The sequence below is a fragment of the Ruegeria sp. YTSA075 genome, from assembly GCF_059610245.1.
On sequence record NZ_JBXWNG010000010.1, the window covers coordinates 76210 to 98754 of the forward strand.

Here is a 22545-nt window from a genome sequence, read left to right on the forward strand (position 1 = left end):
CCCCGCTCGAACTGCCTGACTTGGGCATCTCGCCCGTCGCACCGATATAGCGGCGTGCGCGCAGGGCTTAAAGCCCCTTCCTTTTCACGAACGAGGCAGAAGCGTGGTGGTTTTTGTGATCTGAAAACAAAGAATATTGCGCAACAGCGAAAGATTATTGCGCAAGCGGTGGGTGCTGATATAAGAACCGAAAAATCAGGAGCGCTTTATGGTCACCACACGGCTGGATGAGATTGATCGCAAAATTCTGGCAGAGTTGCAGGCCGACGGTCGGATGACCAATGTTGAGCTTGCCAAACGTGTCGGGATCTCTGCGCCGCCGTGCCTGCGCCGGGTGCGTACATTGGAAGAATCCGGTTACATCAACAGCTATCACGCTGCGGTAAACGCGCGCGAATTGGGATTCGAAGTTCAGGTCTTTGCCATGGTCGGTTTGGACAGTCAGGCTGAATCCGAACTGCGCGCATTTGAAGAACGTTGCCGTGAATGGCCGCTGGTCCGTGAATGCCACATGCTGAATGGCGAAGTGGATTTCATTCTGAAATGCGTCGCCCCAGATCTGAGCAGCTTTCAGCAATTCCTGACCGGTGAACTGCTGACCACGCCGAACGTGGCCAGCGTTAAAACCTCGCTTGTTATCCGAGGCGCAAAAGACGAGCCAGGCGTACCATTCGACGTTCTGGAAGAGCGTATGAACCGTAGCGCGTGAACCGCGTCTGTTTTGGATGTGGCTGGCAGGGTGGCAGCATTGCCGCCACCGCCAAGGATACAATCCAGCTTAGTAATATCTGCATGATGCCCCCGCTCTGCAGTAATATGTAAATTTTAAGCCGTCAGAGCGTCTACCTCTCCGTCTCCGGCGCGCGGCAACAGCAGCGGGCCGAAATCGTTCAGTGTTTCGACATGCGCAAACAGATTCAGATAGATCGACCGCAGCGAATGGCTGATCAAACGAACCGCGTTTACCCCCGGGTGATAGGTTTCAAACTGTAACCCATCGACGCGAATGACCGAATGCTTCTTCAGGCAAATGTGAAACAACTCTACCGGAGTTGGCGGCATTGTTTCAATAACGTTCATGCCGTCCTGAAACTCTGACACTGGTGTCAGAACGGGTCCGTCCCCATAAATGTGCCGCAAATGCCCCGGCGTGCCCAGTAGTCGCGCAGCCGGGCCGGCGATCACACCTGACAGAGGCTTTTGCATGCCGAACGTGTCCGCCATGATTCGCGTCAGGGGACGCGTACGTCCATAGGAATCCTCGCGCCCCGGAATCAGTGTGACCGATCCTTTCCAGACGACGGTTTCCGAGGTTCCATCCTGTGTCAGGACAGTATCCCCGGGCATAAGGTCTTCAATCGCCATAGGGCCATGTTCGGTTTCCACCAGCGATCCACGCGAGAAGGCGCAAAATGCGTCCTCGAACATGGGCAACGCAGGTGCAATATGGCGTGTTTGCGCGACATCCCCGTTGTCGAGCAGGGTGCTTACCTCATACCGGCGCAGTTGCGCCTTTGGCTTTGATGCTTGTCTTGGAACCTCGCGCAACAGTGCGGATGTCTCAACCGCATTTCGGGCCGCGCGGGCCAGTGAACTAGGAATAGTCACTAGTATTCCTTCCTTTCTAATATCCGAACAGACGAGGCATACCCCCGTACAGGCCCGTCCGACGGAATAGTTCTTTGCCTTGAAATAAATGAGGGACCCTTGGGCACTGCCAATGACGGCGGTGCACAGCGACAAAACTTTCGCTTTCCATTGGTCAACACATTGACCCCCCAGGCAAACTCGTACTTTGCGGGCGTAAATTGCCCGCACACACACTCCTGAACATAAGATCGCCATGGTATGGCGATCCCACGTGCACCGGGCCGGAGCATTCCCGATGCGCGCTCCACCGCAGGACCGGCAGCTTGGCCCTGGTGGTTCTCTGGTTCAGCGTCGTGCCATCAACCGACGGGCGACCCTGACAGAATGGCTTGAAACCCGTTTCCATGGCATTTCCAGATTCTGGTCCTGCGTCGCGGCTAAAACCGCGTTGAGAAAGCGGGTTTTCGATTTCATTCTCTGGTCCTGCACTGATAGGGCTTACTGCCCTTTTCCCTTATGCCCCCAAGATCATGCCGTTTTGCGGCAGAGTTGTGGCTAATCCGGGTTAATATCAGGACTGAAAGTGAAGTTAGGCAACTCCTCCAACTTGAAGCGCCAGAGTCCACTTGAGTGGACGTCAGGTAACGATCTGAACACTGGCAAAAACACTACGATTCTGCCCTCAGATAAACACAATGATTGTGGCGGAAAGGTGGCGACTTTGCCTTAATCGGAACTATTTCTATAACCGAATCGCAGAAATCAAACGGCCGTAATCCGCTTCTTTCGAGTGGGTTGCGCGGCGGTAGGAATAGAATCGATCAGGGTCGGAATAGGTGCAATGCCGGGTCCATTCGGCCTGGCCAACACCAGCCCTGCGCAGCCGATGAAGCCCAAATGCGGGAAGGTCAAATTGTAACCGATCTTCCTGCCCGTTCGCAAAGAAGCGGCTGTTATCCGGGGATTCTGCCAGAAAATCATCCAGGAACTCCGGACCGACTTCGTAGGCGCGTTGCGAGATGGATGGCCCGATTACGGCGCGGGTGTTTGCACGTTGCGCACCCAATGCTTCCATTGCGTCAAGCGTTGCTTCCAGCACCCCGTCCAGCGCCCCGCGCCATCCGGCATGGGCGGCGCCGATAACCTTAGCCTCCGGATCGGCAAAAAGAACCGGTTGGCAATCGGCAGTCAGTATGGTCAGCGCAAGATCGGGGGTCGCGGTAACAATTGCATCAGCTCTGGGTTTCTCGCCCTGAATCGGTGCATCAATTGTCAGAACGGTTGGTGAATGGACCTGATGAAGCCCGATCAGCTGCTCAGGTGCCACATCCATGGCCGCGGCGACCCTGTTCCGATTCAGGGCGACGGCTTGGGTCTGATCCGACGATCCGTGCCCGCAGTTCAAACCTGCAAAGATACCAGAGGACGCGCCGCCCCGCCGCGTAAAGAACCCGTGCCGTACGGGCGACAGCATGTCGGAGGTCAAGATTTCCAGCGTCATGGCTCCAGTCCCGGCGGTGGTGCTGATTGTGCGGGGTACAGGCCCAGCACTTTGAACAGGTTTCCCATTTCATCGGGATGCGTCAACCGGCGATGTGCGCTGATCAGACGTTTCTGCTCTGGCGCGTTGAGGTTCTGCAGCAAGGCCTGCGCACGTGGTGTGATTCCCAATCGTTCCAGAAACACGCCTTGTGGCGTCAGCCGGGTATGCGCGCATCCCGAAGCACGGGCCGTCATCGCCAGCGGTTCAAAATCGACATGCGCGGTCAGATCGGACTGGCCCGGATCGTCCAATGGTTTGGTTTTCTCATGCGCTTTCACGGCTTGCAGCGTATCGCCCAGCGAGCGCCAATCGCCGTAGTCGATGATCAAAGCCGCTCCGCCATGGGAAGTGATCCGGGTGGCGATATCGGCCACGATCGGGGTTGCGGTTGCGCATAGTTCGACAAGGTCGCCATCCTTGGTATCGCCGAGCCTGTCGTTCAGAGCCGCCTGAGGCGCATTGGGTCCCAGACCGAATGCAAGACCCTCTTCAACCACGCCTATTCGCCGTTCTCGCCAACCGCCGCCCTCTCGAATGAACTGGCGAATGGGCAGGGCGTCAAAGAATTCATTTGCGACCAGATACAGGGGCTGTTCGGGCAGTTCGGTGGCGGTGCCAATCCAGTTGGGCGTGTCCTGGCCCAGCGTTTTCGCCTGAACCTGCCGCAGCGTGGGCGACGCTTCGACCAGATATATCTGTGCTGCTTCGTGAAACCCTGAAACCTGCTGTGTGGCGCGCAGGATATCGGACATCAACGTCCCGCGTCCGGGGCCAAGCTCGGCCAATGTAAACGGGCTTGGGCGGCCTTGATCCATCCAGCTTTGTGCCAGCGACAGACCGATCAGTTCCCCAAACATCTGGCTGATCTCGGGGGCGGTGATGAAATCCCCTTGCGCCCCAAACGGGTCGCGCGTGCTGTAATAGCCTAGTGTGGGATGCAACAGGCATTCAGTCATGTAATCAGCCACGCTCATCGGGCCATCATACTGGATACGCGCGATCAGGCGATCCTTAAGCGTCATGTTTCCCGCCGGGCGCGCAGGCCAAACCACAGGCCAATGGCAATCATCGGAAGCGACAAAAGTTGTCCCATTGTCAGGCCGTAGCCGCCAACATGCCAGGCCAGGCCCAGCGGGTTGCCGAGAGAAACGAACTGAGCATCTGGTTGCCGAAAGAATTCGACAATGAACCGTGAGGCGCCATAGCCCGCGAGAAATACACCCATGATCAGGCCGGGTTTGCGAAAGGCGCCGCGGCGATAGGCCAGCCACACAAGGACTGCACCCAAGATCAACCCCTCAAGCGCGGCTTCATAAAGCTGCGAAGGATGGCGCGCGCAAAAACCCGCAACGACGCCCGGGCAATCCTGCGCAGCAGTGCCGGGGAAGATCACAGCCCAGGGCAACTCGCTTGGGCGGCCCCATAGTTCGGCGTTGGTGAAATTGGCAAGGCGCCCCAGCAACAGGCCGGGCGGCACTGTATAAGCCACCAGATCGCCCAACGACAGGATAGGCAGGGCGTGACGGCGCGCATAGAGATAAGAGGCCAAGATGACCCCTAGCAGGCCGCCATGGAAGGCCATGCCACCCTGCCAGACCTTAAGGATGTCGATCGGGTGCGAAAGGTAGTAGGCGGGTTGATAAAACAGCACGAAACCAAGTCGCCCACCGAGGATGACGCCCAGAATGATCCAGGTCATCAGATCTTCCAGCTGTTCCGGTTTCATCGGTGGTGCATCATCGCGCCACAATGAGGGTCGTCTGAGGGCAATGATCGCCATGCGCCAGGCGATCAGGATGCCGGCGATATAGGCCAGTGCGTACCATCTCAGGGCGAACTCCATCCCGAACAATGAGATCGAGAAGAGTTCGGGTGACAGATCGGGGAAATTCAGAACAGCCTGCATGTGCGTCTCATTGCCCGGGGTTTGCAGGGCAAGTCAACCTTGAGCCTGCGCCAATCATTCCCCATATAGAGACCAACAGCGTTATCGGAGTAAAGCCATGCAAACCCGCAACAAGATCCTCGACGATGTCTCTCAGTTGATGACCAACGCCATGGGCGTGGCGCAGGGCGCACGGGAAGAGGCCGAGAACGCGATGAAATCAATGCTGGACCGCTGGCTGGCGGACCGGGATTTCGTAACGCGGGAAGAATTTGATGCGGTGCGCGCGATGGCTCAGAAAGCGCGCGAGGAGAACTCGGCGCTCGAAGCCCGCATCGCCGCACTTGAGGCGAAACTGGACAAGTAACGCCCAAACGTCTGATTTTCGGAAAACACTAAACACCGCGCAGACCTTACCGGGTTTGTGCGGTGTTGTGCATCTTGCCGCCTTGCAAAATTTAATCAAGACAAAGCTGCATCCAACGCCAGTATTTTGATTGTCGTTGCCAGCTGTCCACAACTTATTGCGGTTATCCCCAAGAAATAGGGTTGCCAGAACGCGCCTCGCGTCGCACCATATTTAGTACAGGCCTACGGGGGAAGCCCGGCTTGTAGAGCAGGCAACTAGCGCTGGGGCGCTGCCAGCCCCAACATGCTAGAGATTAGTGAGGTGGCATTATGGCCCTTTCCGAGCAGTTTCTCGAAGAAGACCTTCATCCAATCGATATTGTTGAACACCTAGCCGAACATCACGACTGGGATTTTGATCGTATCGGCGACGATCAGATCGCCATGGCCGTTGAAGGGCAGTGGCGGACCTATTCCATCACACTCGCCTGGTCCAACTATGACGAAACGCTGCGCATGGTGTGCTCATTCGAAATGGAACCACCGGCCGAGCGTGAAATGCAGCTTTATGAGCTGCTCAATAAGATGAACGATCAGTGCTGGGCCGGTGCATTCACCTATTGGGCAAACCAGAAACTGATGGTCTATCGCTACGGTCTGGTTCTGGCTGGCGGCCAGATGGCCAGCCCTGATCAGATCAACACAATGATTTCCGCCGCCGTGATGAGTGCTGAACGCTACTACCCTGCAATCCAGCTGGTCACATGGGGCAATCGCGATCCGGAAGATGCAATACAGGTTGCCATTGCAGAGGCCTACGGCCGGGCGTAAAGCTTTGCCCCGAACCGATATGTAAGGGGAGGGGCAATCATGGACATGTCGCGCGTGGCCGAAAACGGCCTGGTGCTTTTGGGTTGCGGAAAGATGGGGTCCGCGATGTTGGCGGGTTGGCTGGAACACGGTCTGCCCGCGTCATCCGTTTGGGTGATCGATCCTTATCCCTCAGATTGGCTTCGGACGCAGGGCGTTCATATCAACACCACATTGCCGAACGCGCCTGCTGTTGTTCTGGTTGCCGTTAAACCGCAGATGATGGGGGATGCTCTGCCTGCCATTCAGGTGCTGGGCGGTGGTGGCAGCCTGTTCGTGTCTGTCGCTGCCGGCACGTCGATTGCAACATTCGAGAGCGTTTTGGGCGCAGGCACCCCGATCATTCGTGCAATGCCCAACACACCGGCGGCGATCCGGCGGGGGATCACGGCGATGATTGGAAATGCGCATGTAAGCGAGGAGGACCTGAACCTGGCCGAGGACCTTCTTGTCGCGATTGGCGAAACTGTCAGACTGTCGGAAGAGGCGCAGATTGATGCGGTCACAGGTGTCAGCGGTTCGGGCCCGGCCTATGTGTTCCATTTGATTGAAACACTGGCGGCTGCCGGTGCAGCGCAAGGGTTGCCGGATGATCTGGCGATGAAACTGGCCAAGTCTACGGTTGCCGGCGCAGGGGCTTTGGCCATCGCTGCAGAAGACGACCCGGCGCAGCTACGCGTCAACGTCACCTCACCCAACGGCACCACTCAGGCTGCGCTTGAGGTGTTGATGGATGAAAAGGACGGCTTCCCCGATCTTATGCACCGCGCGGTCAAAGCCGCGACGGACCGGTCAAAGGAATTGTCTCGTGCCTGAAATCAGCTTTGATGATTTTCTTAAAGTGGATATCCGGGTGGGTGAGGTCATCCGTGCCGAACCCTATCCCGAGGCCCGCAAGCCCGCGATCAAGATGTGGATTGATTTTGGCGATGAGATTGGTGAGCGGAAAACCTCGGCCCAGATCACAGCCCATTACGATCCCGCCACTTTGGTGGGCAAACAGGTCATGGCAGTGGTCAATTTTCCGCCGCGTCAGATTGGTAAATTTATGTCTGAAGTTCTGGTTCTGGGGCTGCCCGATGATAGCGGTGAGATCATGTTGATCGGACCGGATGGGAAGGTTCCTTTGGGCGGCCGTATGCACTGAACACACTTTGGGTCTGTGTCTGAAGCTAGTCGCCGACAGCCTCGCGCCAGTGTTTGCGGCAAAGTGAGACATAGGTCTCATTCCCGCCGATCTGCACCTGCGCGCCTTCCGTGATTGCGTTGCCGTTCGCGTCCTGACGAATCACCATTGTGGCTTTGCGCCCGCATTTGCAGATGGTGCGAACCTCGCGCATTTCATCTGCCAGGGCCAAAAGTGCGGCAGAACCGGGAAACAACTTGCCCTGAAAGTCGACGCGCAGCCCGTAGGCCAGAACCGGGACATTCAGATCATCCACGGCGCGGGCCAGTTGCCAGACTTGATCTTCAGACAAAAACTGAGCCTCATCAATAAACACACAGGCGACGGTGCCGCATTTTAGGCGGGCATCAATCATCACAAACACATCATCATCGGGTCGAAAGGTGTCTGCCTGTTCCGAAATCCCGATACGTGATGCGATACGGCCTTGACCGGCGCGCCCGTCAACGGCTGCCGTCATCAGATAAGTTTCCATGCCGCGCTCACGATAGTTGTGCGAGGCCTGCAGCAACACGGTCGATTTGCCCGCGTTCATGGTTGAATAGTTAAAATACAGCTTTGCCATGAGCCGGGTCTAAATCGCATCGGCGGACGGAACAAGACTTCAAAAAACACCTGAAAAAATAGACGCCGCCATTGCAGTTGCAAAGGTCGAGCACAGGCTCTTTGGGGATGGAACCCCTGCGCCTACAACAGCGACGCTATCGGCCTTCATTAGGCCTGAACAGCGTGAGACCCAACAATCTTGCCTCACGTTCACTCGTTACCGGCAGGAACTGCCGCCACTCACTCACAAAATCCCCCGCATATCTGAGGGATAGCCAATGTATGACATTTCAATTATGACTCTGTTATGGGAAATTTCCCGGCGCTTTCCCCCAATACTGGCGGTGGAACAGCGCATGCAGGTAACAAAGGTAAAACAATGGCAGATATCGGGGCTTATCTGAAGAAACACACCGAGGCGCTGGTCAAAGATGTCGGAATCGAAGCGGCCTGCGAGATCACCGGAAAATCCAAGGCGACACTTGGCCGGTACTATTCCGACAACACGGAACATGCCGACAGGTTTATGCCCGTGGACGCGGTCGCTCGACTTGAAAACGCCGCATCCTATCCGCATGTCACTTCGGCGTTGGCTGATCTTAAAAATATCACGCTGTCCTACGATGGGCGGAACACTGATGCCCCTCGTACTGGCGGCGTAAACTCGGATGTCATCGCGCTGAGCCAGCGTTTTGCCATGCTGATGACAGAATATCAGGCCGCTATCGAAGACGGTATCATCACCGTGAACGAGGCAAAGCGTTTGCTGAAAGAAACCAGCCTTCTGCAACAGGTTTTGATCGAGATGAAACTGCATCTGGAAGAAGAAAGCGTCAGCTGAGTAAGGGGCGAACCCCTCTGATGCGCCAAGGCTCTGGCATGGATGTCGGGTGCCTCAATTCCGTCATTTCTGGTGGATATGAAAGCGACCTGGGCAGGTCGGTCAAAGGCAATCCAAAATGAATACACGGCATGAGGCTTATAGCATCCTGTCCGACAGGCTGGTTTTCCGCCTGTACTGGTTTGCTTTGGTGATCCTTGTCGCCTTGATGACGATGGCGGGTTCGATTGATGGGCCGGATGACTTCATGCGCTGGGTCTCGGTTCAGGACTTGCGAAACGGGCAGGGGTGGTTCGACCCTTATCAGCACCGTTTGGGGCCCGGCGAAGGGACGCTGATGCATTGGTCCCGCTTCGTCGATGCGCCGATTCTGGCGATTTATGAACTAAGCGCAGTGTTTGTTTCACCAGAGGCCGCGTTTGTGGTTACCGGGTTTATCTGGCCAACCTTGCTGGCTGGCCTTACCCTTTGGGCTTTTGCAGCGACCGGCGGCGCGTTGGGTGGGCGCGAAGGGGCAGTTGCGGCACTGCTTTTTGGCGTTTTGGCCCTGCTGAACTCGGGCAAGTTCGATCAGTATTCCTTTGATCATCACGGGTTGCAGATTTTGCTGTTTGCCGCTGCGCTGATGTTCTTTGTCCAAAGGCAGGACAGAAGGTACGCCGGGTTTTGGCTGGGCGTGTCTCTGGCACTGTCTTTGTCCATTGGCACCGAGTCGCTGGCTCAGATCGCCCTGATTGCGGTTTTTTCAGCGCTCGATTGGGCTCTGACCGGGGGTGAGGCTCGGCGCAGGACTGTTACGCTGTGCCTTGGGATTCTGGCGACTTTGCTGGTGGCGATCCTCGTTACGGCCAGCCGCACCAGTTTCTTCTATCCGGGCTGTGATGCGCTGACGCTTAGCGTCGCACTGCCGCTTAGCCTGGCTGCGCTGGGATTACTTATTGCGGCTGCTTTGACCTCGCAAAGCTCTGTCTGGATTCGTTTCACGGGCCTTGTGCTGATTGCAGGCATCGCGGTGTTCGCGTCGTATATTTATGCGCCCTATTGCCTTGGAAACCCAATTGATCAAATGCCTCTGGCCGTCAGGCAATTCTGGCTCAGTCAGATCACCGAGTCCCAGAACGTTCTGCTGGTCCTTCAAAGACATGCGGGCGAGACCATCGCTCTGATCCTGATCTCGCTGTTCCTGGTCTTCGCCTCTATGGTGTTTATCCGCAGGAGTGATGCGAAGATCGAATTCACCCTGTTTCTGTGTCTGATCGCTGTAGGGCTTGTTCTGTTCATGTATCAGTCGCGCCTGATGACGTTCCTGACCATGTCGCTGGTTGCCGTGCAGGCACAGGTTTTGGCGGTGTTGTATCGCAGATACAGGGCCGAGGGCCGTTCGGCCCTTGGGGTTCTGATGATCCTGTTTGTCGTCTTCATGTCACCGAAAACGGGTTCCGCGATTGAGGATCGCGTCGCGCCCCGGGGGGTCTCAGACGCAACAGCGGGTACACAAATCGCCGCACCGACTTTTGAATGCAACACTCAGCAGGCCATTCTGCCGCTGCGAGAGCTTGAGCCGGGCTTCGTTGTCGCTGATTTCGACTATGCCGCTCAGATCCTGCGGCATACGGATCATTCGGTTTTGGCGGGGAATTACCATCGGAACAAGGCCGGTATGCTGGCGCAGATTGACCTGTTCCGGTCCGAATCAGTTGATGCCGGCCCGCGTCTTAACGAACTGGGCGTGGATTACATTTTGATCTGTAAATCGCACCCGCGCGCCGTGTATTGGTCCAGCGTTTCGGAGGGTATTGGGTTCCCGGCAGGCATGATCCAGGGCAAACTGCCAGAGAATGTGGTGGAGATTCCCACCGACGCCGATGCTGTGTTCCAGATGTTCCGCGTTCAGGATGCGACAGGGTCCTAGATCAGACGTGCCGTTTCACGATCACCGATCCAACCGAATAGCCAGCGCCAAAAGAACAGATCAGTCCGACATCCCCGTCTTTCAGATCGTCCGAGTGTTTGGAAAACGCGATGATTGAACCCGCAGACGATGTGTTGGCATAGTCCTGCAGGATGTTGGGTTGCTCATCCGCTTCCGGCTCGCGCCCCAGCACCTTTTTACCAATAAAGTCGTTCATGGTCTTGTTGGCCTGATGCAGCCAGAGACGTTTGAGATCTTCGCTGCCGACGCCCTCAGCCCCCATATGATCGCTGATATGTTTGCTGACCATTGGCAACACTTCTTTGAAGACCTTGCGACCGTTCTGCATGAACTGCATGTCGCGGCGATCATCCATCCCGTCAGGACGTGAACGGCGGAGAAAGCCGTTGTTGTTGCGAATGTTGTTGGAAAATGCAGTGGCGCAGCGGGTCGAAAGAATCTCGAAATGCGGCCCTTGTGCGTCCTCGATCCGTTCGATCAGAGTAGCAGTTGCCACATCGCCGAAGATGAAGTGGCAATCCCGATCCCGCCATTCCAGATGACCCGAACATATCTCGGGGTTTACCACCAGCGCAGCCCGAATTGAGCCAGACCGCACCATGTCCGCTGCAGCCTGAATGCCGAACGTGGCTGACGAACAGGCGACATTCATGTCAAACCCGAACCCGTCAATGCCCAAGGCTTGTTGGATTTCAATCGCAACCGCGGGATAGGCCCGTTCGTGGTTCGAAGCAGCGCAAATGACCAGATCGACATCCGCAGCCGTGCGACTGGCCTGCGCTAGTGCTTTGTTGCAAGCGTCGATCGCCATTTCCGTCATGATACCCGGTTCATCATCGCTGCGCTGGCGCAGTGCCGGGTACATCTTGTCCGGATCAAGGACGCCGGTCTTGTCCATGACATAGCGGTTTTCGATGCCAGAGGCCTTTACGATGAACTCTTCCGAGGAGTGCTGCATCGGTTCCATTTTGCCATTGGCGATGGCTTCTGCGTTTTCCGCGTTCTGCTTATCAGCATAGGCGTTGAACGCTTGAACAAGCTCAGCGTTGGTGATGACGTTTTCTGGCGTGAAAACACCGGTACCTGTGATGGCGGGCGTATGCATGACGGGTCCTGAAAGTTTCGAATCCGCCTAAAATGCAGTCACTGGCGATTTTGATCAAGGGGAGTTGACCCAAGGGAATGAGCGCGAGCTTGTCTTAAAGTAGCTTCATAACTTGAATAGTTCAGATAATGAAGTATATGGCGGCCACCTAAGTGGAGAAACCCTGTGTCAGAAGATGTCAGCGAAAGGCTTTGTCGTCTGAGTCCTGAAATTCAGTCCATAATGGGGGTCTATGCCCTGTACTGGAAACTGGAAGAGGCGTTTGAGAGCATCGAAATAGAGCTTAGCCATCCTGAATGCCACATGTTGATCAAGCTTGATCAACCCAAGCGCATGGGCATTCTGGCGGCTGATATGCTGACCGTTCCGTCCACAATCACGGCGACGGCAGATGCGCTGGAGAAGGCAGGGTACCTCAAGCGGGAGCGTGACCCAATAGACCGGCGCGCCTGGTTGTTGGTTTTGACCTCAAAAGGAGAGGACGCCCGAAACATGCTGGTGGCCGAAGCTGGGGCACTGTTCCACCGCGCCTCGGGTCTGGATGCGGACGAGACCGCTCAATTCGCGCAACTGGCGCACAAAATCCGTGATACCATTGTGAAAACAGGAATTCCCGAGGGACTGAAGAAATGAAATTGCTGACTTCTTTGGGCTTTGCCCTGACTGTTCTTTCGTCTCCGCTGGCTGCACAGGATGTCGCCAAGCCAGTTAAGTTGATGCTGGTGCAAGAAACGATGCCGGGGTTTTCACGTCAGTTCTTCGGGCGTGTCGCTGCGAGGCAGACTGTCGATCTGGCCTTTCAGGTGTCAGGCCAGATTGTCGAGATGCCGGTCACCGAAGGGTTTGTCATCCCCAAGGGCCAGCTGATTGCCCGCCTCGATCAAGAACCCTTTCAGTTGCGTTTGGATCGGGCAAAGCTGCAAAAGGAACAGGCAGACCGGACCGAAGCCCGCTTGTCACGCCTGCGTGGAACCACTGCCAGCCAGGTTGCTGTCGACGACGCTGTGACCGAAGCCCAATTGGCGGCTATCGCGCTTCGCGATGCGGAATACGAACTGGAACATGCAACCCTGACCGCACCTTTCGATGCGCTGGTATCCAGCCGCGCGGTCGAGGCGTTCACAACCGTTTCCTCGGGTACGCCAATTGTGCGGATTCACGATATGTCCGAACTGCGGATTGAAGTGGATGTGCCAGAAATCCTGTTCCAGCGCACTGGTCAGGAAGATGACATTGTCCTGACTGCAAAGTTTCCTGTCAGCGACGAAGTGTTCCCGCTGGAGATTCGCGAATTTGATGCCGAATCCTCGAGCGTCGGTCAAACTTTCCGCATTCAGTTCGGCCTGACCCCGCCTGAGGGCTTGCAGATTCTACCCGGGTCTTCTGTGACCGTGACTGCGCAGGTGCAGGATCACAACCGGGGCATCACGATTCCCGCAACTGCAATTGTAGCCGATGCCAGCGGCGCGCTTTCGGTGATGGTTTTTTCGCCTGTTGGTGCCGATGAGGGCACCGTGCGTCGTGTTCCCGTTACGATCGAGCCAACGCAGTCGGGCGATGTTCGGGTGCTGACAGGTTTGTCCAGCGGCGACGAGATTGTCGTCGCAGGCGGGGCCGTGCTGACAGATGGTCAGGCGGTGCGCCGCTTTTCCGGCTTCGCCAACTGAGGGGCTGAGATATGAACATCGCGCGCGCCTCGATCGACCGGCCTATCTATACGTGGCTGATCATCCTCATTGCTTTGTTCGGCGGTATCTGGGGGTTTCTGTCACTGGGTCGCTTGGAAGACCCGGCCTTTACCATCAAAAACGCCGTTATCGTCACGCAGTACCCCGGTGCCACGGCCGAACAGGTGGCGCTGGAAGTGTCCGAGCCCCTTGAATCAGCTATTCAGCAGATGGGCGAGGTAGACACCATCACCTCGGTCAATCAACCCGGGCGATCCCTGATCGAGGTCGAGATCAAATCCACCTATGATGGCAGCGAGCTACCCGCCGTCTGGACCCGATTGCGCGCCAAGATACGCGATGCGGCGCGTGGGCTGCCCTCTGGGGTCAGCCAACCCTTCGTCAACGACGGCTTTGGGGATGTGTTCGGTCTGTTCTATGCGGTCACAGCCGAGGGGTTTTCGGATGCAGAAAAGCATGAACTGGCGACCTTCCTGAGGCGCGAATTGCTAACCGTCTCAGGCGTAGCGGATGTCGAAGTTCAAGGCCTGCCGCAAGAGGCGATTTTCATTGAGCCCGACCTTGCGATTTCGGTCAATCAGAACGTCCCGATTCAGGCAATTAACGAGGCGATTTCCAACGCCGATTCCGTCAACGCGTCGGGGTCGGTGCGGTCAGCCGATGATCGCACCACGATTCTAACAGCCGAAGGGTCTGACAGCGTGTCCGCTATCGCGGGGCTTTCGGTCGGCTCGCAGGGGCAGGTGATCAACCTGTTTGATATGTCCAACGTCTACCGCGCGCGGCAGACCGACCCGGACGTTGTAATCCGGTTTGACGGGGTCGAGGCCTTTACGCTCGGCGTGGCGGGGCTGTCGACTGAGAACATCGTCGAAGTCGGCAAACGCGTAGACGCAAAATTTGCTGAACTTGATACCGCGATCCCCTATGGCGTCGACATCCTACCGATCTATCAGCAGCATGTTGTGGTCGAGCAGGCGTCGAATGACTTTTTGGTGAATCTGGCGATGTCAGTGGCCATCGTGGTCGCAGTGCTGGGTCTGTTCATGGGCTGGCGCGCCGCCGTTGTTGTTGGATCAACCCTATTGCTGACGGTGGTCGGCACGCTGCTTTTCATGTCCATGTTCTCGATTGAGATGGAGCGGATTTCTCTTGGCGCATTGATCATTGCGATGGGAATGCTGGTCGACAATGCCATCGTTGTTGCTGAGGGGATGCAGATTGCCATGCTGCGGGGCAAATCCTCCCGCGATGCGGCGGAAGAGGTCGCTTCAAAAACGCAAATTCCGCTACTGGGTGCGACAGTAATCGGGATCATGGCCTTTGCGGGTATTGGTCTGAGTTCGGACGCGACCGGAGAGTTCCTGTTCTCGCTATTCGCGGTGATTGGGATCTCGCTACTCCTGAGCTGGGTGTTGGCGATCACCGTGACACCGATGCTGGGGCACTATTTCTTTAAACAGGGCACAGAGGGGGACGTAGACGCCTATGGCGGAATAATGTTCCGTATCTACGGGTCAATCCTGCGCGGTGCACTGCGGTTAAGGTGGCTGGTTGTTGTCGGATTGGTTGCGGTCACGGTCGCCTGCTACGGCGGGTTCGGGCTTGTGAAGCAGCAGTTTTTCCCGGATTCGAATACGCCTCTGTTCTTCGTGCACTACAAACTGCCGCAAGGGACAACCATCGCCCGTACCGCCGAAGACATGGCTGTGTTCGAAGAGTGGCTGACGGAGCGGGATGATGTCGTCTCGGTCACAACCTTTGTCGGGCAGGGGGCCACGCGGTTTATGTTGACCTATTCGGCTGAGGACCCAAACCCAAGCTATGGGCATATGATCATCCGTACCGAAACGCTGGAGGACATCCCGCTGTTGCAGGCTGATCTGGAAGAATTCGGCTCTGTCCAGTTTCCCGAAGGTGAGTTCCGGACCAAGCGGCTGGTCTTTGGACCCGGTGGCGGCGATCCGATCCAGGCACGTTTTTCAGGCAGCGACCCGGTGATCCTGCGGCAACTGGCCGACGAAGCGGTGCAGCGCATGGCGTCCGCCTCGCCGAATGCGTTGAACATCTCTCATGACTGGCGCGAGCAAGAGCTTGCGGTACAGCCGATCTATGCGACCGAACGGGCGCAGACGGCAGGTGTCACACGCGAAGACATCGCGGCCACTTTGCAGTTTTCCACCGACGGGATTACCGGGGGCGTGCTGCGTGAGCGGGACCGTCTGATCCCGATTATCCTACGTCGCCCGGCCGATGGCGAATATTCGATCGTCGATCAGGTGGTCTATTCCGATCAGTCGCAACGCTTTGTACCCATCGAACAAATGGTGGATGGGTTTGAATACCGTTCGCTGAACACATTGGTCCATCGACGCGATCGGGTTCTTACCATCACAGTCGGCGCTGATATCCCGCCCGGCTTTACGGCTGCCCAGGTTCATTCTGAGGTTCGGGGTGCGATCGAGGCCATCGATCTGCCACCCGGATACAAAATGGAATGGGGCGGCGAGTTCGAGAACTCTCGCGATGCGCAAGAAAGCCTCGGGCGGCAACTGCCGCTGAGTTTGCTGATCATGGTGCTGATCTCGGTTCTGTTGTTCAACGCGATCCGTCAACCGATCATTATCTGGCTGTTGGTTCCGATGTCCGTGAACGGCGTGGTGATTGGCCTGTTGGGCACCGGGTTGCCATTCACCTTCACCGCGCTTTTGGGTCTGCTGAGCCTGTCGGGAATGCTGATCAAGAACGGCATTGTACTGGTTGAGGAAATCGATCTGGTCCGTGCGACCGGCAAACCATTGCAGGACTCGATCATCGAAGCCTCAATCTCGCGTCTGCGCCCGGTCATGCTGGCCGCGATCACTACGATCCTGGGAATGGCCCCGTTGCTGACAGATGCGTTCTTTGTATCGATGGCGGTGACGATTATGGGTGGGTTGGCCTTTGCCACCGTCTTGACGATGGTCGCCGCACCCGTGTTCTACATGCTGTTTTTCAAGCGGGATGAGCGGTTTCAGGCGGCTGAGCAATCCGCTGTCTAAATGAAAAACCCCCGGTTAGAACCGGGGGTTTTGCTTTACTCTTTGGGTAAATTACCCCTGAAGCGATTTCACCTCGACATCCCCTTCGGCCTGCGCCTTGATGGCCAATGCGGCGGCGTGGCTGGCGGCGGCTGTGGTGAAATAGGGGATCTTGTCATACAGGGCGACAGAGCGGATGACCTTGCTGTCCTCAACCGCCTGGGCGCCTTCGGTTGTGTTCATTACCAGCTGCACCTGACCGTCTTTCAGCATGTCTGCCACATCTGGGCGGCCCTCATAGACCTTGTTGACCAGATCACAGGCAACGCCCTGTTCCGCCAGCCAGCTTTGCGTGCCGCGGGTGGCGACAAGGGCAAAGCCCTGCGCGGCCAGAACCTGTGCGGCTTCGAGCATCGCCGGGGTTTTGTCGGCATCCTTGATCGAGATGAAGGCGCGGCCCGATGCGGGCAGCACCATGCCGGCGCCCATTTGAGCCTTGAGGAAAGCGCGTGGGAAGTCACGGTCCCAGCCCATGACCTCACCGGTCGAGCGCATTTCGGGCCCCAGAATGGTGTCGACACCGGGGAACCGAGCGAAGGGCAGCACGGCCTCTTTCACCGAGAACCATGGCATGTCGGGATCGGCCAGTGTCATCTGGTCGGCGATCTTGGTGTCTTGACCTTCCTGATACGGTGGGCGCATCGGGAATGCCGACAGTTTCTCACCCGCCATCAGGCGCGCCGCGATCGAGGCAATGGCACTGTCTGTTGCCTTGGCCACAAAGGGCACAGTCCGCGAGGCGCGCGGGTTTACTTCGATCAGGTAGATCTCATTATCCTTGATCGCGAACTGAACATTCATCAGGCCGACGACGTTCAGCGCCTTGGCCAGTTTGAACGTCTGATCCTTGATCTGCGCGATGATCTCTTTCGATAGCGAATAGGGCGGTAGCGAACAGGCCGAGTCGCCTGAGTGCACTCCGGCCTCTTCGATATGCTGCATGATGCCCGCGACATGCACATCGGTACCATCACAGAGGGCATCCACATCCAGCTCAACCGCACCTGCCAGGTAGCTGTCCAGCAGAACGGGGCTGTCACCCGAAACCACCACGGCCTCGTTGATGTAGCGTTTCAGCTGATCCATATCGCGCACGATTTCCATCGCGCGGCCACCAAGAACGTAAGAGGGACGGATCACAAGCGGGAAGCCGATCTCATCCGCGATGGCCAACGCTTCGGCATCAGTGGAGGCAATGCCGTTCTTCGGCTGTTTCAGGTCCAGATCGTTGACCAGCGCCTGGAACCTCTCACGGTCTTCAGCCAGGTCAATCGCGTCGGGCGTGGTGCCGAGGATCGGAATACCTTCGGCCTCTAGCGCGTTGGCCAGTTTCAGCGGCGTTTGCCCGCCAAATTGAACGATGACGCCATGCAATGTGCCGTTTTCCTGTTCCTTCGTCAGGATTTCCATGACGTGCTCGAAGGTCAACGGCTCGAAATACAGGCGGTCCGAGGTGTCATAGTCGGTCGAAACTGTCTCGGGGTTGCAGTTGACCATGATGGTCTCATACCCCGCCTCGGTCAGCGCGAAACAGGCGTGACAGCAGCAATAGTCAAACTCGATCCCTTGACCGATCCGGTTTGGGCCGCCGCCAAGGATGACGACCTTCTTGCGGTCGCTGGGGCGTGCCTCGCACTCAACCTCGCCCATCATGGGGGCCTCGTATGTCGAATACATGTAGGGTGTCTGTGCCTCGAATTCGGCGGCGCAGGTGTCGATGCGTTTGAAGACGGCGGTCACGCCCAGGTTGCGACGCGCACGGCGGACGTTGTCCTCGTCCCGGCCAGTCAGGTTACCCAAACGCGCATCGGTGAAGCCCAGCATCTTAAGCCTGCGAATGCCGTGTTCGGTCACCGGCAGACCGTCCTTGCGGACCTGACGCTCTGCTTCGATGATCTCGCGGATACGGGACAGGAACCAGGGGTCGAACTTGGTAACGCCGAAAATCTCGTCATCGCTCAGACCGTGGCGCATCGCCTGTGCGATGGTGCGCAGACGATCCGGAGTTTGCTGGCTGATCGCCTTGATAACGGCAGCCTTGTCGTCAACCGTGTCCCAGACACCCACATTCAGACCGGGGATTTCGATCTCATCGAAACCTGTCAGACCCGATTCCATCGAGGCCAGCGCCTTTTGCATCGATTCGTGGATGGTGCGGCCAATAGACATGGCTTCACCCACCGACTTCATCGCGGTGGTCAGATAAGGTTCTGAACCAGGGAATTTCTCGAATGCAAATTTGGGGATCTTTGTCACGACATAGTCGATGGTCGGCTCGAATGACGCAGGCGTGACCTTGGTGATGTCATTGTCCAGCTCGTCCAGCGTGTAGCCGACGGCCAGCTTGGCCGCGATCTTGGCGATCGGGAAACCGGTCGCTTTGGACGCCAAAGCCGAGGACCGCGACACGCGCGGATTCATCTCGATCACGACCATGCGGCCATCAACTGGGTTGATCGCCCATTGAACGTTCGACCCGCCGGTTTCCACACCGATCTCACGCAACACGGCAATCGAGTGATTGCGCATGATCTGGTATTCTTTGTCGGTCAGTGTGAGCGCTGGGGCCACGGTGATCGAGTCACCGGTGTGCACGCCCATCGGATCAACGTTTTCGATGGAACACACGATGATGGCGTTGTCGGCGGTGTCGCGCACCACCTCCATCTCATACTCTTTCCAGCCCAGCAGGCTTTCATCAATCAGGATCTGACCCACGGGCGAGGCATCCATGCCTGAGCGGCAAATATGGATATAATCCTCACGGTTATAGGCCACGCCACCGCCGGTGCCGCCCAGGGTAAAGGCGGGGCGGATGATGGCGGGTAAGCCGACTGTTTCCAAAGTGTCCAGAGCCAGCGCCACGCCGGCCTCCAGATCTTTTTTGCCCGCTGCGTTCTTGGGGGCGGTCACGATCTCGGCCTTGGGGTTCTCGATTCCCAGCCGGTCCATTGCCTCGCGGAACAGTTTTCGATCTTCGGCCATCTCGATCGCATCGCGTTTGGCGCCGATCATCTCAACACCGAATTCGTCGAGCACGCCCATCTCTTCAAGCGCCAGCGAGGTGTTCAAACCGGTCTGACCACCCATTGTGGGCAGCAGGGCGTCGGGGCGTTCTTTTTCGATGATCTTGGCGACAACTTCGGGTGTGATCGGCTCGATATAGGTTGCATCGGCAAGACCAGGATCAGTCATGATCGTTGCAGGGTTCGAGTTCACCAGAATGACCCGATAACCTTCTTCACGCAGAGCCTTGCAGGCCTGTGCCCCGGAATAGTCAAACTCGCATGCCTGCCCGATAACAATGGGGCCCGCCCCGATGATCATAATCGACTGTATGTCGGTTCTTCTCGGCATGGCTTTGCCCCTTCACAATGTACGAGTCACCGGCACCGCCCCAGTGCCCAAATTGTCCTGCGTTATAGGGTCCGCGCTGAAAGGTGCAAGAGGTATCGGAATTCGGGGCTAAAATGCCGCTTTATTCTCTTTCCATTGGCTGCGTATTCTCTATATCGCGCAGCACTGTTGATGAGGATGCACTTGCGTATTCGTTTCGATCACGGCCCCGCCGGCCCGGGAACCCGGTTTGACCGGCCATCCCGCATTATCCGCGCGGACAGCGCGGAACAGGTGCCGCATGCGCTGGCGGCCTTGGATGAGGCGCGCGCATTGGGTGGATGGCTGGCTGGTTATGCCAGTTATGAGCTTGGCTACACGCTTGAGCCGCGGCTGGTTGCGCGACTGCCAGAGGGACGAAAGCTGCCTTTGCTGTGTTTTGGTGTCTATGACGCACCGCAGCAAAGCGAATTGCCCAAAGCCTTGGGCGGTGTATCAAAGTTTCAGCCGCGTTGGGATGAAGCGCGATACAGCCGGGCGTTTGAATCCGTGCATGACGCCATTGGCGCTGGCGATATTTATCAGGCCAATCTGACATTCCCGATTGATCTTGAGATAGACGGCGACAGCGCCTCGCTTTACGCGGCGCTGACCTCGGGCCAGCCGGTTGGCCACGGCGCGTTGGTTCAGCAAGACGGGTTGCCTGATTTGCTTAGCCGCTCACCTGAGTTGTTTTTTCGCACGGATGAGGCCGGGCAGATCGAAACGCGCCCGATGAAAGGCACACAGCCGCGCAGCGAGGATATGGCCGAGGATGCCCGCCGCCGAAACTTCTTGTCCAGCGACGAGAAGAACCGGGCTGAGAACCTGATGATCGTTGATCTGCTGCGCAACGATATCAGCCGTGTTGCCTTGCCGGGATCCGTCCATGTGCCTGAACTGTTCAAGGTCGAAACCTATGCCACTGTGCACCAGATGGTTTCGCTGGTGCGGGCAAAACTGCAGATTGGTGCCGGGCTGTCGGACATCCTGACGGCTCTGTTCCCGTGTGGGTCGATCACCGGTGCCCCCAAAATCCGCGCGATGGAGATATTGTCTGAATTGGAGCCTTGGCCGCGCGACATCTATTGCGGCACCATTGGTTGGGCCGCGCCGGATGGTCGGGCAGAATTCAACGTCGCCATCCGTACGCTTATGGCAGAGGGTGGCAAAGCGATCCTGAATGTCGGCGGCGGTGTGGTCTGGGACAGCACAGCCCCATCGGAATACGAGGAGGCATTATGGAAAGCCCGCTTTGCCCACCAGTTGAGCCTGATTTCCGCCTGATCGAAACGCTGGGCTTTCGGCCTGGGCAGGGGTTTGACCGGCAGGATCGGCACCTGAACCGCATGGGCCGAACAGCCGCGGCTTTGACCCTGCCTTTCGACCGTGCGGCGGCGCTGGCGATGTTGGCAGAGGTCGATTGCGATGTTGCCCTTCGGTGCAGGCTGACGATGGATGTCGCTGGCTGTTTTGACCTGACAGCCGCCCCGCTGGCAGACAATCCACCCTTTTGGCGACTTGCCGTCTCTGACACCAGGCTGAGTTCTGACGATATCTGGCTGCGCCACAAAACGACGCGGCGCGCGATCTATGATACCGCGCGCGCGTCGCTGCCCAAAACCGTGGATGAGTTGCTGTTTCTGAACGAACGGGATGAGCTGTGCGAGGGGACAATCACCAATCTGTTCCTTGAAACCCGCGATGGACGGCGCTTAACTCCAAAACTGTCAAGCGGGCTGTTGCCCGGTATCCTGCGCGAAGAAATGCTGGAACAAGATTTTGCCGAGGCGGTGCTGACCTTGAACGATTTGAAGGATGCGAAGGCGATTTATATGGGGAATTCCCTGCGCGGACTGATCCCGGCTGAGTTGGTGAGCCTGTGAGCAGGAGCGCGGCATTTGCCACCCCTCCGGTCGCGCTGACGCGCTTGCGGTTTGAATTTTGCCTGTTTTTCATCGCAGCCCCTTTGGCCATCGCGATTTTCCTGCCGCCCAACTGGATGTTCCCGGCGTTATTCGCATTCACCGGTCTGGGTATCCTTCTGCTGCACGCGACCCCTGGGTTTCGCTGGGCCGAACTAAGATACGGATGGGCGAACTGGTCGCTGCGTGAACTGGTGCTGTTTGCTGGGGTAACAGCCGCGTTCTGTATCGCGCTGATCTATGTGACACGCCCGGATGCGGCTTTTGCGCTACTACGGTACCGGCCCGAGATGCTGGCTTTCATCTGGCTTGGGTATCCGCTGCTGTCTGCCTTACCACAGGAACTGCTGTTTCGCCCGCTATTCTTCCGCCGGTATCACGCCTTGCTACCCGAAGGACGCCGGGCCGACTTGCTGAACGCAGCCATCTTTTCCTTTGCGCATCTGATGTATTGGAGCTGGATTGTAGCCATCATGACCTTTGTTGGTGGGCTGCTCTTTAGCTGGGCCTATCGCAAGCGCGGCTCGTTTTTCTATGCGGTTTTGCTGCACGCTGTTGCCGGGAACATCATCTTTGCAGTTGGTCTTGGCATCTATTTCTATTCGGGCAACGTGCAAAGGCCGTTCTGAC

20 protein-coding genes are annotated in these 22545 nt (G+C 57.2%); 13 read left to right on the forward strand and 7 right to left on the reverse strand.

All coding sequences use genetic code 11. The features are described 5' to 3' along the window. Positions 1-208: 208 nt before the first annotated feature. The gene (locus AC2FGE_RS16425; RefSeq protein ID WP_496820310.1) at positions 209-709 is read left to right on the forward strand and encodes an Lrp/AsnC family transcriptional regulator; all 501 of its coding nucleotides are present in this window, start codon (positions 209-211) and stop codon (positions 707-709) included. Positions 710-825: 116 nt separating this feature from the next. On the opposite strand, the gene AC2FGE_RS16430 is transcribed toward AC2FGE_RS16425, so the two are convergent. The 4 genes from AC2FGE_RS16430 to lgt all read right to left on the reverse strand — a co-directional run bounded on the left by AC2FGE_RS16430 (position 826) and on the right by lgt (position 5039). Beyond that, the gene (locus tag AC2FGE_RS16430) at positions 826-1608 is read right to left on the reverse strand and encodes a Hint domain-containing protein (RefSeq protein ID WP_496820312.1); all 783 of its coding nucleotides are present in this window, start codon (positions 1606-1608) and stop codon (positions 826-828) included. Between the two features lie 724 nt (positions 1609-2332). After that, positions 2333-3091 (reverse strand): peptidoglycan editing factor PgeF, encoded by a 759-nt coding sequence (gene pgeF / locus AC2FGE_RS16435; protein ID WP_496820313.1) that lies wholly within the window; start codon positions 3089-3091, stop codon positions 2333-2335. Continuing rightward, complete coding sequence (locus AC2FGE_RS16440; protein ID WP_496820315.1) at positions 3088-4155, reverse strand: class I SAM-dependent methyltransferase; 1068 nt, start codon at positions 4153-4155, stop codon at positions 3088-3090. Before AC2FGE_RS16440 ends, pgeF begins: the two co-directional genes overlap by 4 nt. Next, on the reverse strand, positions 4152-5039 hold the full coding sequence (gene lgt / locus AC2FGE_RS16445) for a prolipoprotein diacylglyceryl transferase (protein WP_496820316.1): 888 nt from the start codon (positions 5037-5039) through the stop codon (positions 4152-4154). The genes AC2FGE_RS16440 and lgt overlap by 4 nt, the downstream gene beginning before the upstream one ends. A 97-nt stretch (positions 5040-5136) precedes the next feature. Between lgt and AC2FGE_RS16450 the strand changes: the two genes are divergently transcribed. From AC2FGE_RS16450 to AC2FGE_RS16465, 4 genes are all read left to right on the forward strand, one after another. Continuing rightward, positions 5137-5385, forward strand: a complete 249-nt coding sequence (locus AC2FGE_RS16450) for an accessory factor UbiK family protein (protein ID WP_496820317.1) — start codon at positions 5137-5139, stop codon at positions 5383-5385. A 311-nt stretch (positions 5386-5696) separates the two neighbouring features. Next, positions 5697-6197 carry a type III secretion system chaperone family protein gene (locus tag AC2FGE_RS16455; protein WP_496820318.1) on the forward strand — a complete coding sequence of 167 codons (501 nt, stop codon included), beginning with the start codon at positions 5697-5699 and terminating at the stop codon, positions 6195-6197. Positions 6198-6236: 39 nt separating this feature from the next. Next, positions 6237-7052 carry a pyrroline-5-carboxylate reductase gene (proC, locus tag AC2FGE_RS16460; RefSeq protein WP_496820319.1) on the forward strand — a complete coding sequence of 272 codons (816 nt, stop codon included), beginning with the start codon at positions 6237-6239 and terminating at the stop codon, positions 7050-7052. Beyond that, positions 7045-7383, forward strand: a complete 339-nt coding sequence (locus AC2FGE_RS16465) for a tRNA-binding protein (RefSeq protein ID WP_496820321.1) — start codon at positions 7045-7047, stop codon at positions 7381-7383. Before proC ends, AC2FGE_RS16465 begins: the two co-directional genes overlap by 8 nt. Before the next feature lie 25 nt (positions 7384-7408). Here the strand turns inward: AC2FGE_RS16465 and AC2FGE_RS16470 are convergent, their stop codons facing one another. Then, positions 7409-7987 (reverse strand): thymidine kinase, encoded by a 579-nt coding sequence (locus AC2FGE_RS16470; protein WP_496820322.1) that lies wholly within the window; start codon positions 7985-7987, stop codon positions 7409-7411. Between the two features lie 360 nt (positions 7988-8347). On the opposite strand from AC2FGE_RS16470, the gene AC2FGE_RS16475 reads away from it, so the two are divergent. Together AC2FGE_RS16475 and AC2FGE_RS16480 are read left to right on the forward strand one after the other, a co-directional pair. Next, positions 8348-8809, forward strand: a complete 462-nt coding sequence (locus AC2FGE_RS16475) for a hypothetical protein (RefSeq protein WP_353010737.1) — start codon at positions 8348-8350, stop codon at positions 8807-8809. A gap of 118 nt (positions 8810-8927) precedes the next feature. After that, positions 8928-10721 carry a hypothetical protein gene (locus AC2FGE_RS16480; RefSeq protein ID WP_496820323.1) on the forward strand — a complete coding sequence of 598 codons (1794 nt, stop codon included), beginning with the start codon at positions 8928-8930 and terminating at the stop codon, positions 10719-10721. A gap of 1 nt (position 10722) precedes the next feature. Here AC2FGE_RS16480 and AC2FGE_RS16485 read toward each other — a convergent pair whose 3' ends face one another. After that, positions 10723-11847, reverse strand: a complete 1125-nt coding sequence (locus AC2FGE_RS16485; protein WP_496820324.1) for a beta-ketoacyl-ACP synthase III — start codon at positions 11845-11847, stop codon at positions 10723-10725. Between the two features lie 222 nt (positions 11848-12069). Between AC2FGE_RS16485 and AC2FGE_RS16490 the strand changes: the two genes are divergently transcribed. From AC2FGE_RS16490 to AC2FGE_RS16500, 3 genes are read left to right on the forward strand one after another with little or no spacing between them, the layout of a single operon-like run. After that, on the forward strand, positions 12070-12480 hold the full coding sequence (locus AC2FGE_RS16490; protein ID WP_496820325.1) for a MarR family winged helix-turn-helix transcriptional regulator: 411 nt from the start codon (positions 12070-12072) through the stop codon (positions 12478-12480). Next, on the forward strand, positions 12477-13514 hold the full coding sequence (locus tag AC2FGE_RS16495) for an efflux RND transporter periplasmic adaptor subunit (RefSeq protein ID WP_496820326.1): 1038 nt from the start codon (positions 12477-12479) through the stop codon (positions 13512-13514). Before AC2FGE_RS16490 ends, AC2FGE_RS16495 begins: the two co-directional genes overlap by 4 nt. Before the next feature lie 11 nt (positions 13515-13525). Next, on the forward strand, positions 13526-16576 hold the full coding sequence (locus tag AC2FGE_RS16500) for an efflux RND transporter permease subunit (RefSeq protein ID WP_496820327.1): 3051 nt from the start codon (positions 13526-13528) through the stop codon (positions 16574-16576). Between the two features lie 51 nt (positions 16577-16627). On the opposite strand, the gene carB is transcribed toward AC2FGE_RS16500, so the two are convergent. Continuing rightward, complete coding sequence (gene carB / locus AC2FGE_RS16505) at positions 16628-19972, reverse strand: carbamoyl-phosphate synthase large subunit (protein WP_496820329.1); 3345 nt, start codon at positions 19970-19972, stop codon at positions 16628-16630. Positions 19973-20149: 177 nt separating this feature from the next. Here carB and AC2FGE_RS16510 point away from each other — a divergent pair, with 177 nt between their 5' ends. Genes AC2FGE_RS16510 through AC2FGE_RS16520 form a run of 3 tightly spaced genes read left to right on the forward strand, consistent with a single transcriptional unit; the run spans position 20150 to position 22544 of the window. Then, entirely contained in the window at positions 20150-21277 is a 1128-nt protein-coding gene (locus AC2FGE_RS16510) for an aminodeoxychorismate synthase component I (RefSeq protein WP_496820375.1), read from the forward strand. After that, positions 21232-21876, forward strand: coding sequence for an aminotransferase class IV family protein (locus tag AC2FGE_RS16515; protein ID WP_496820330.1), 645 nt, complete (start codon positions 21232-21234; stop codon positions 21874-21876). Before AC2FGE_RS16510 ends, AC2FGE_RS16515 begins: the two co-directional genes overlap by 46 nt. Beyond that, positions 21873-22544, forward strand: coding sequence for a CPBP family intramembrane glutamic endopeptidase (locus AC2FGE_RS16520; protein WP_496820331.1), 672 nt, complete (start codon positions 21873-21875; stop codon positions 22542-22544). Before AC2FGE_RS16515 ends, AC2FGE_RS16520 begins: the two co-directional genes overlap by 4 nt. Position 22545 lies beyond the last annotated feature (1 nt).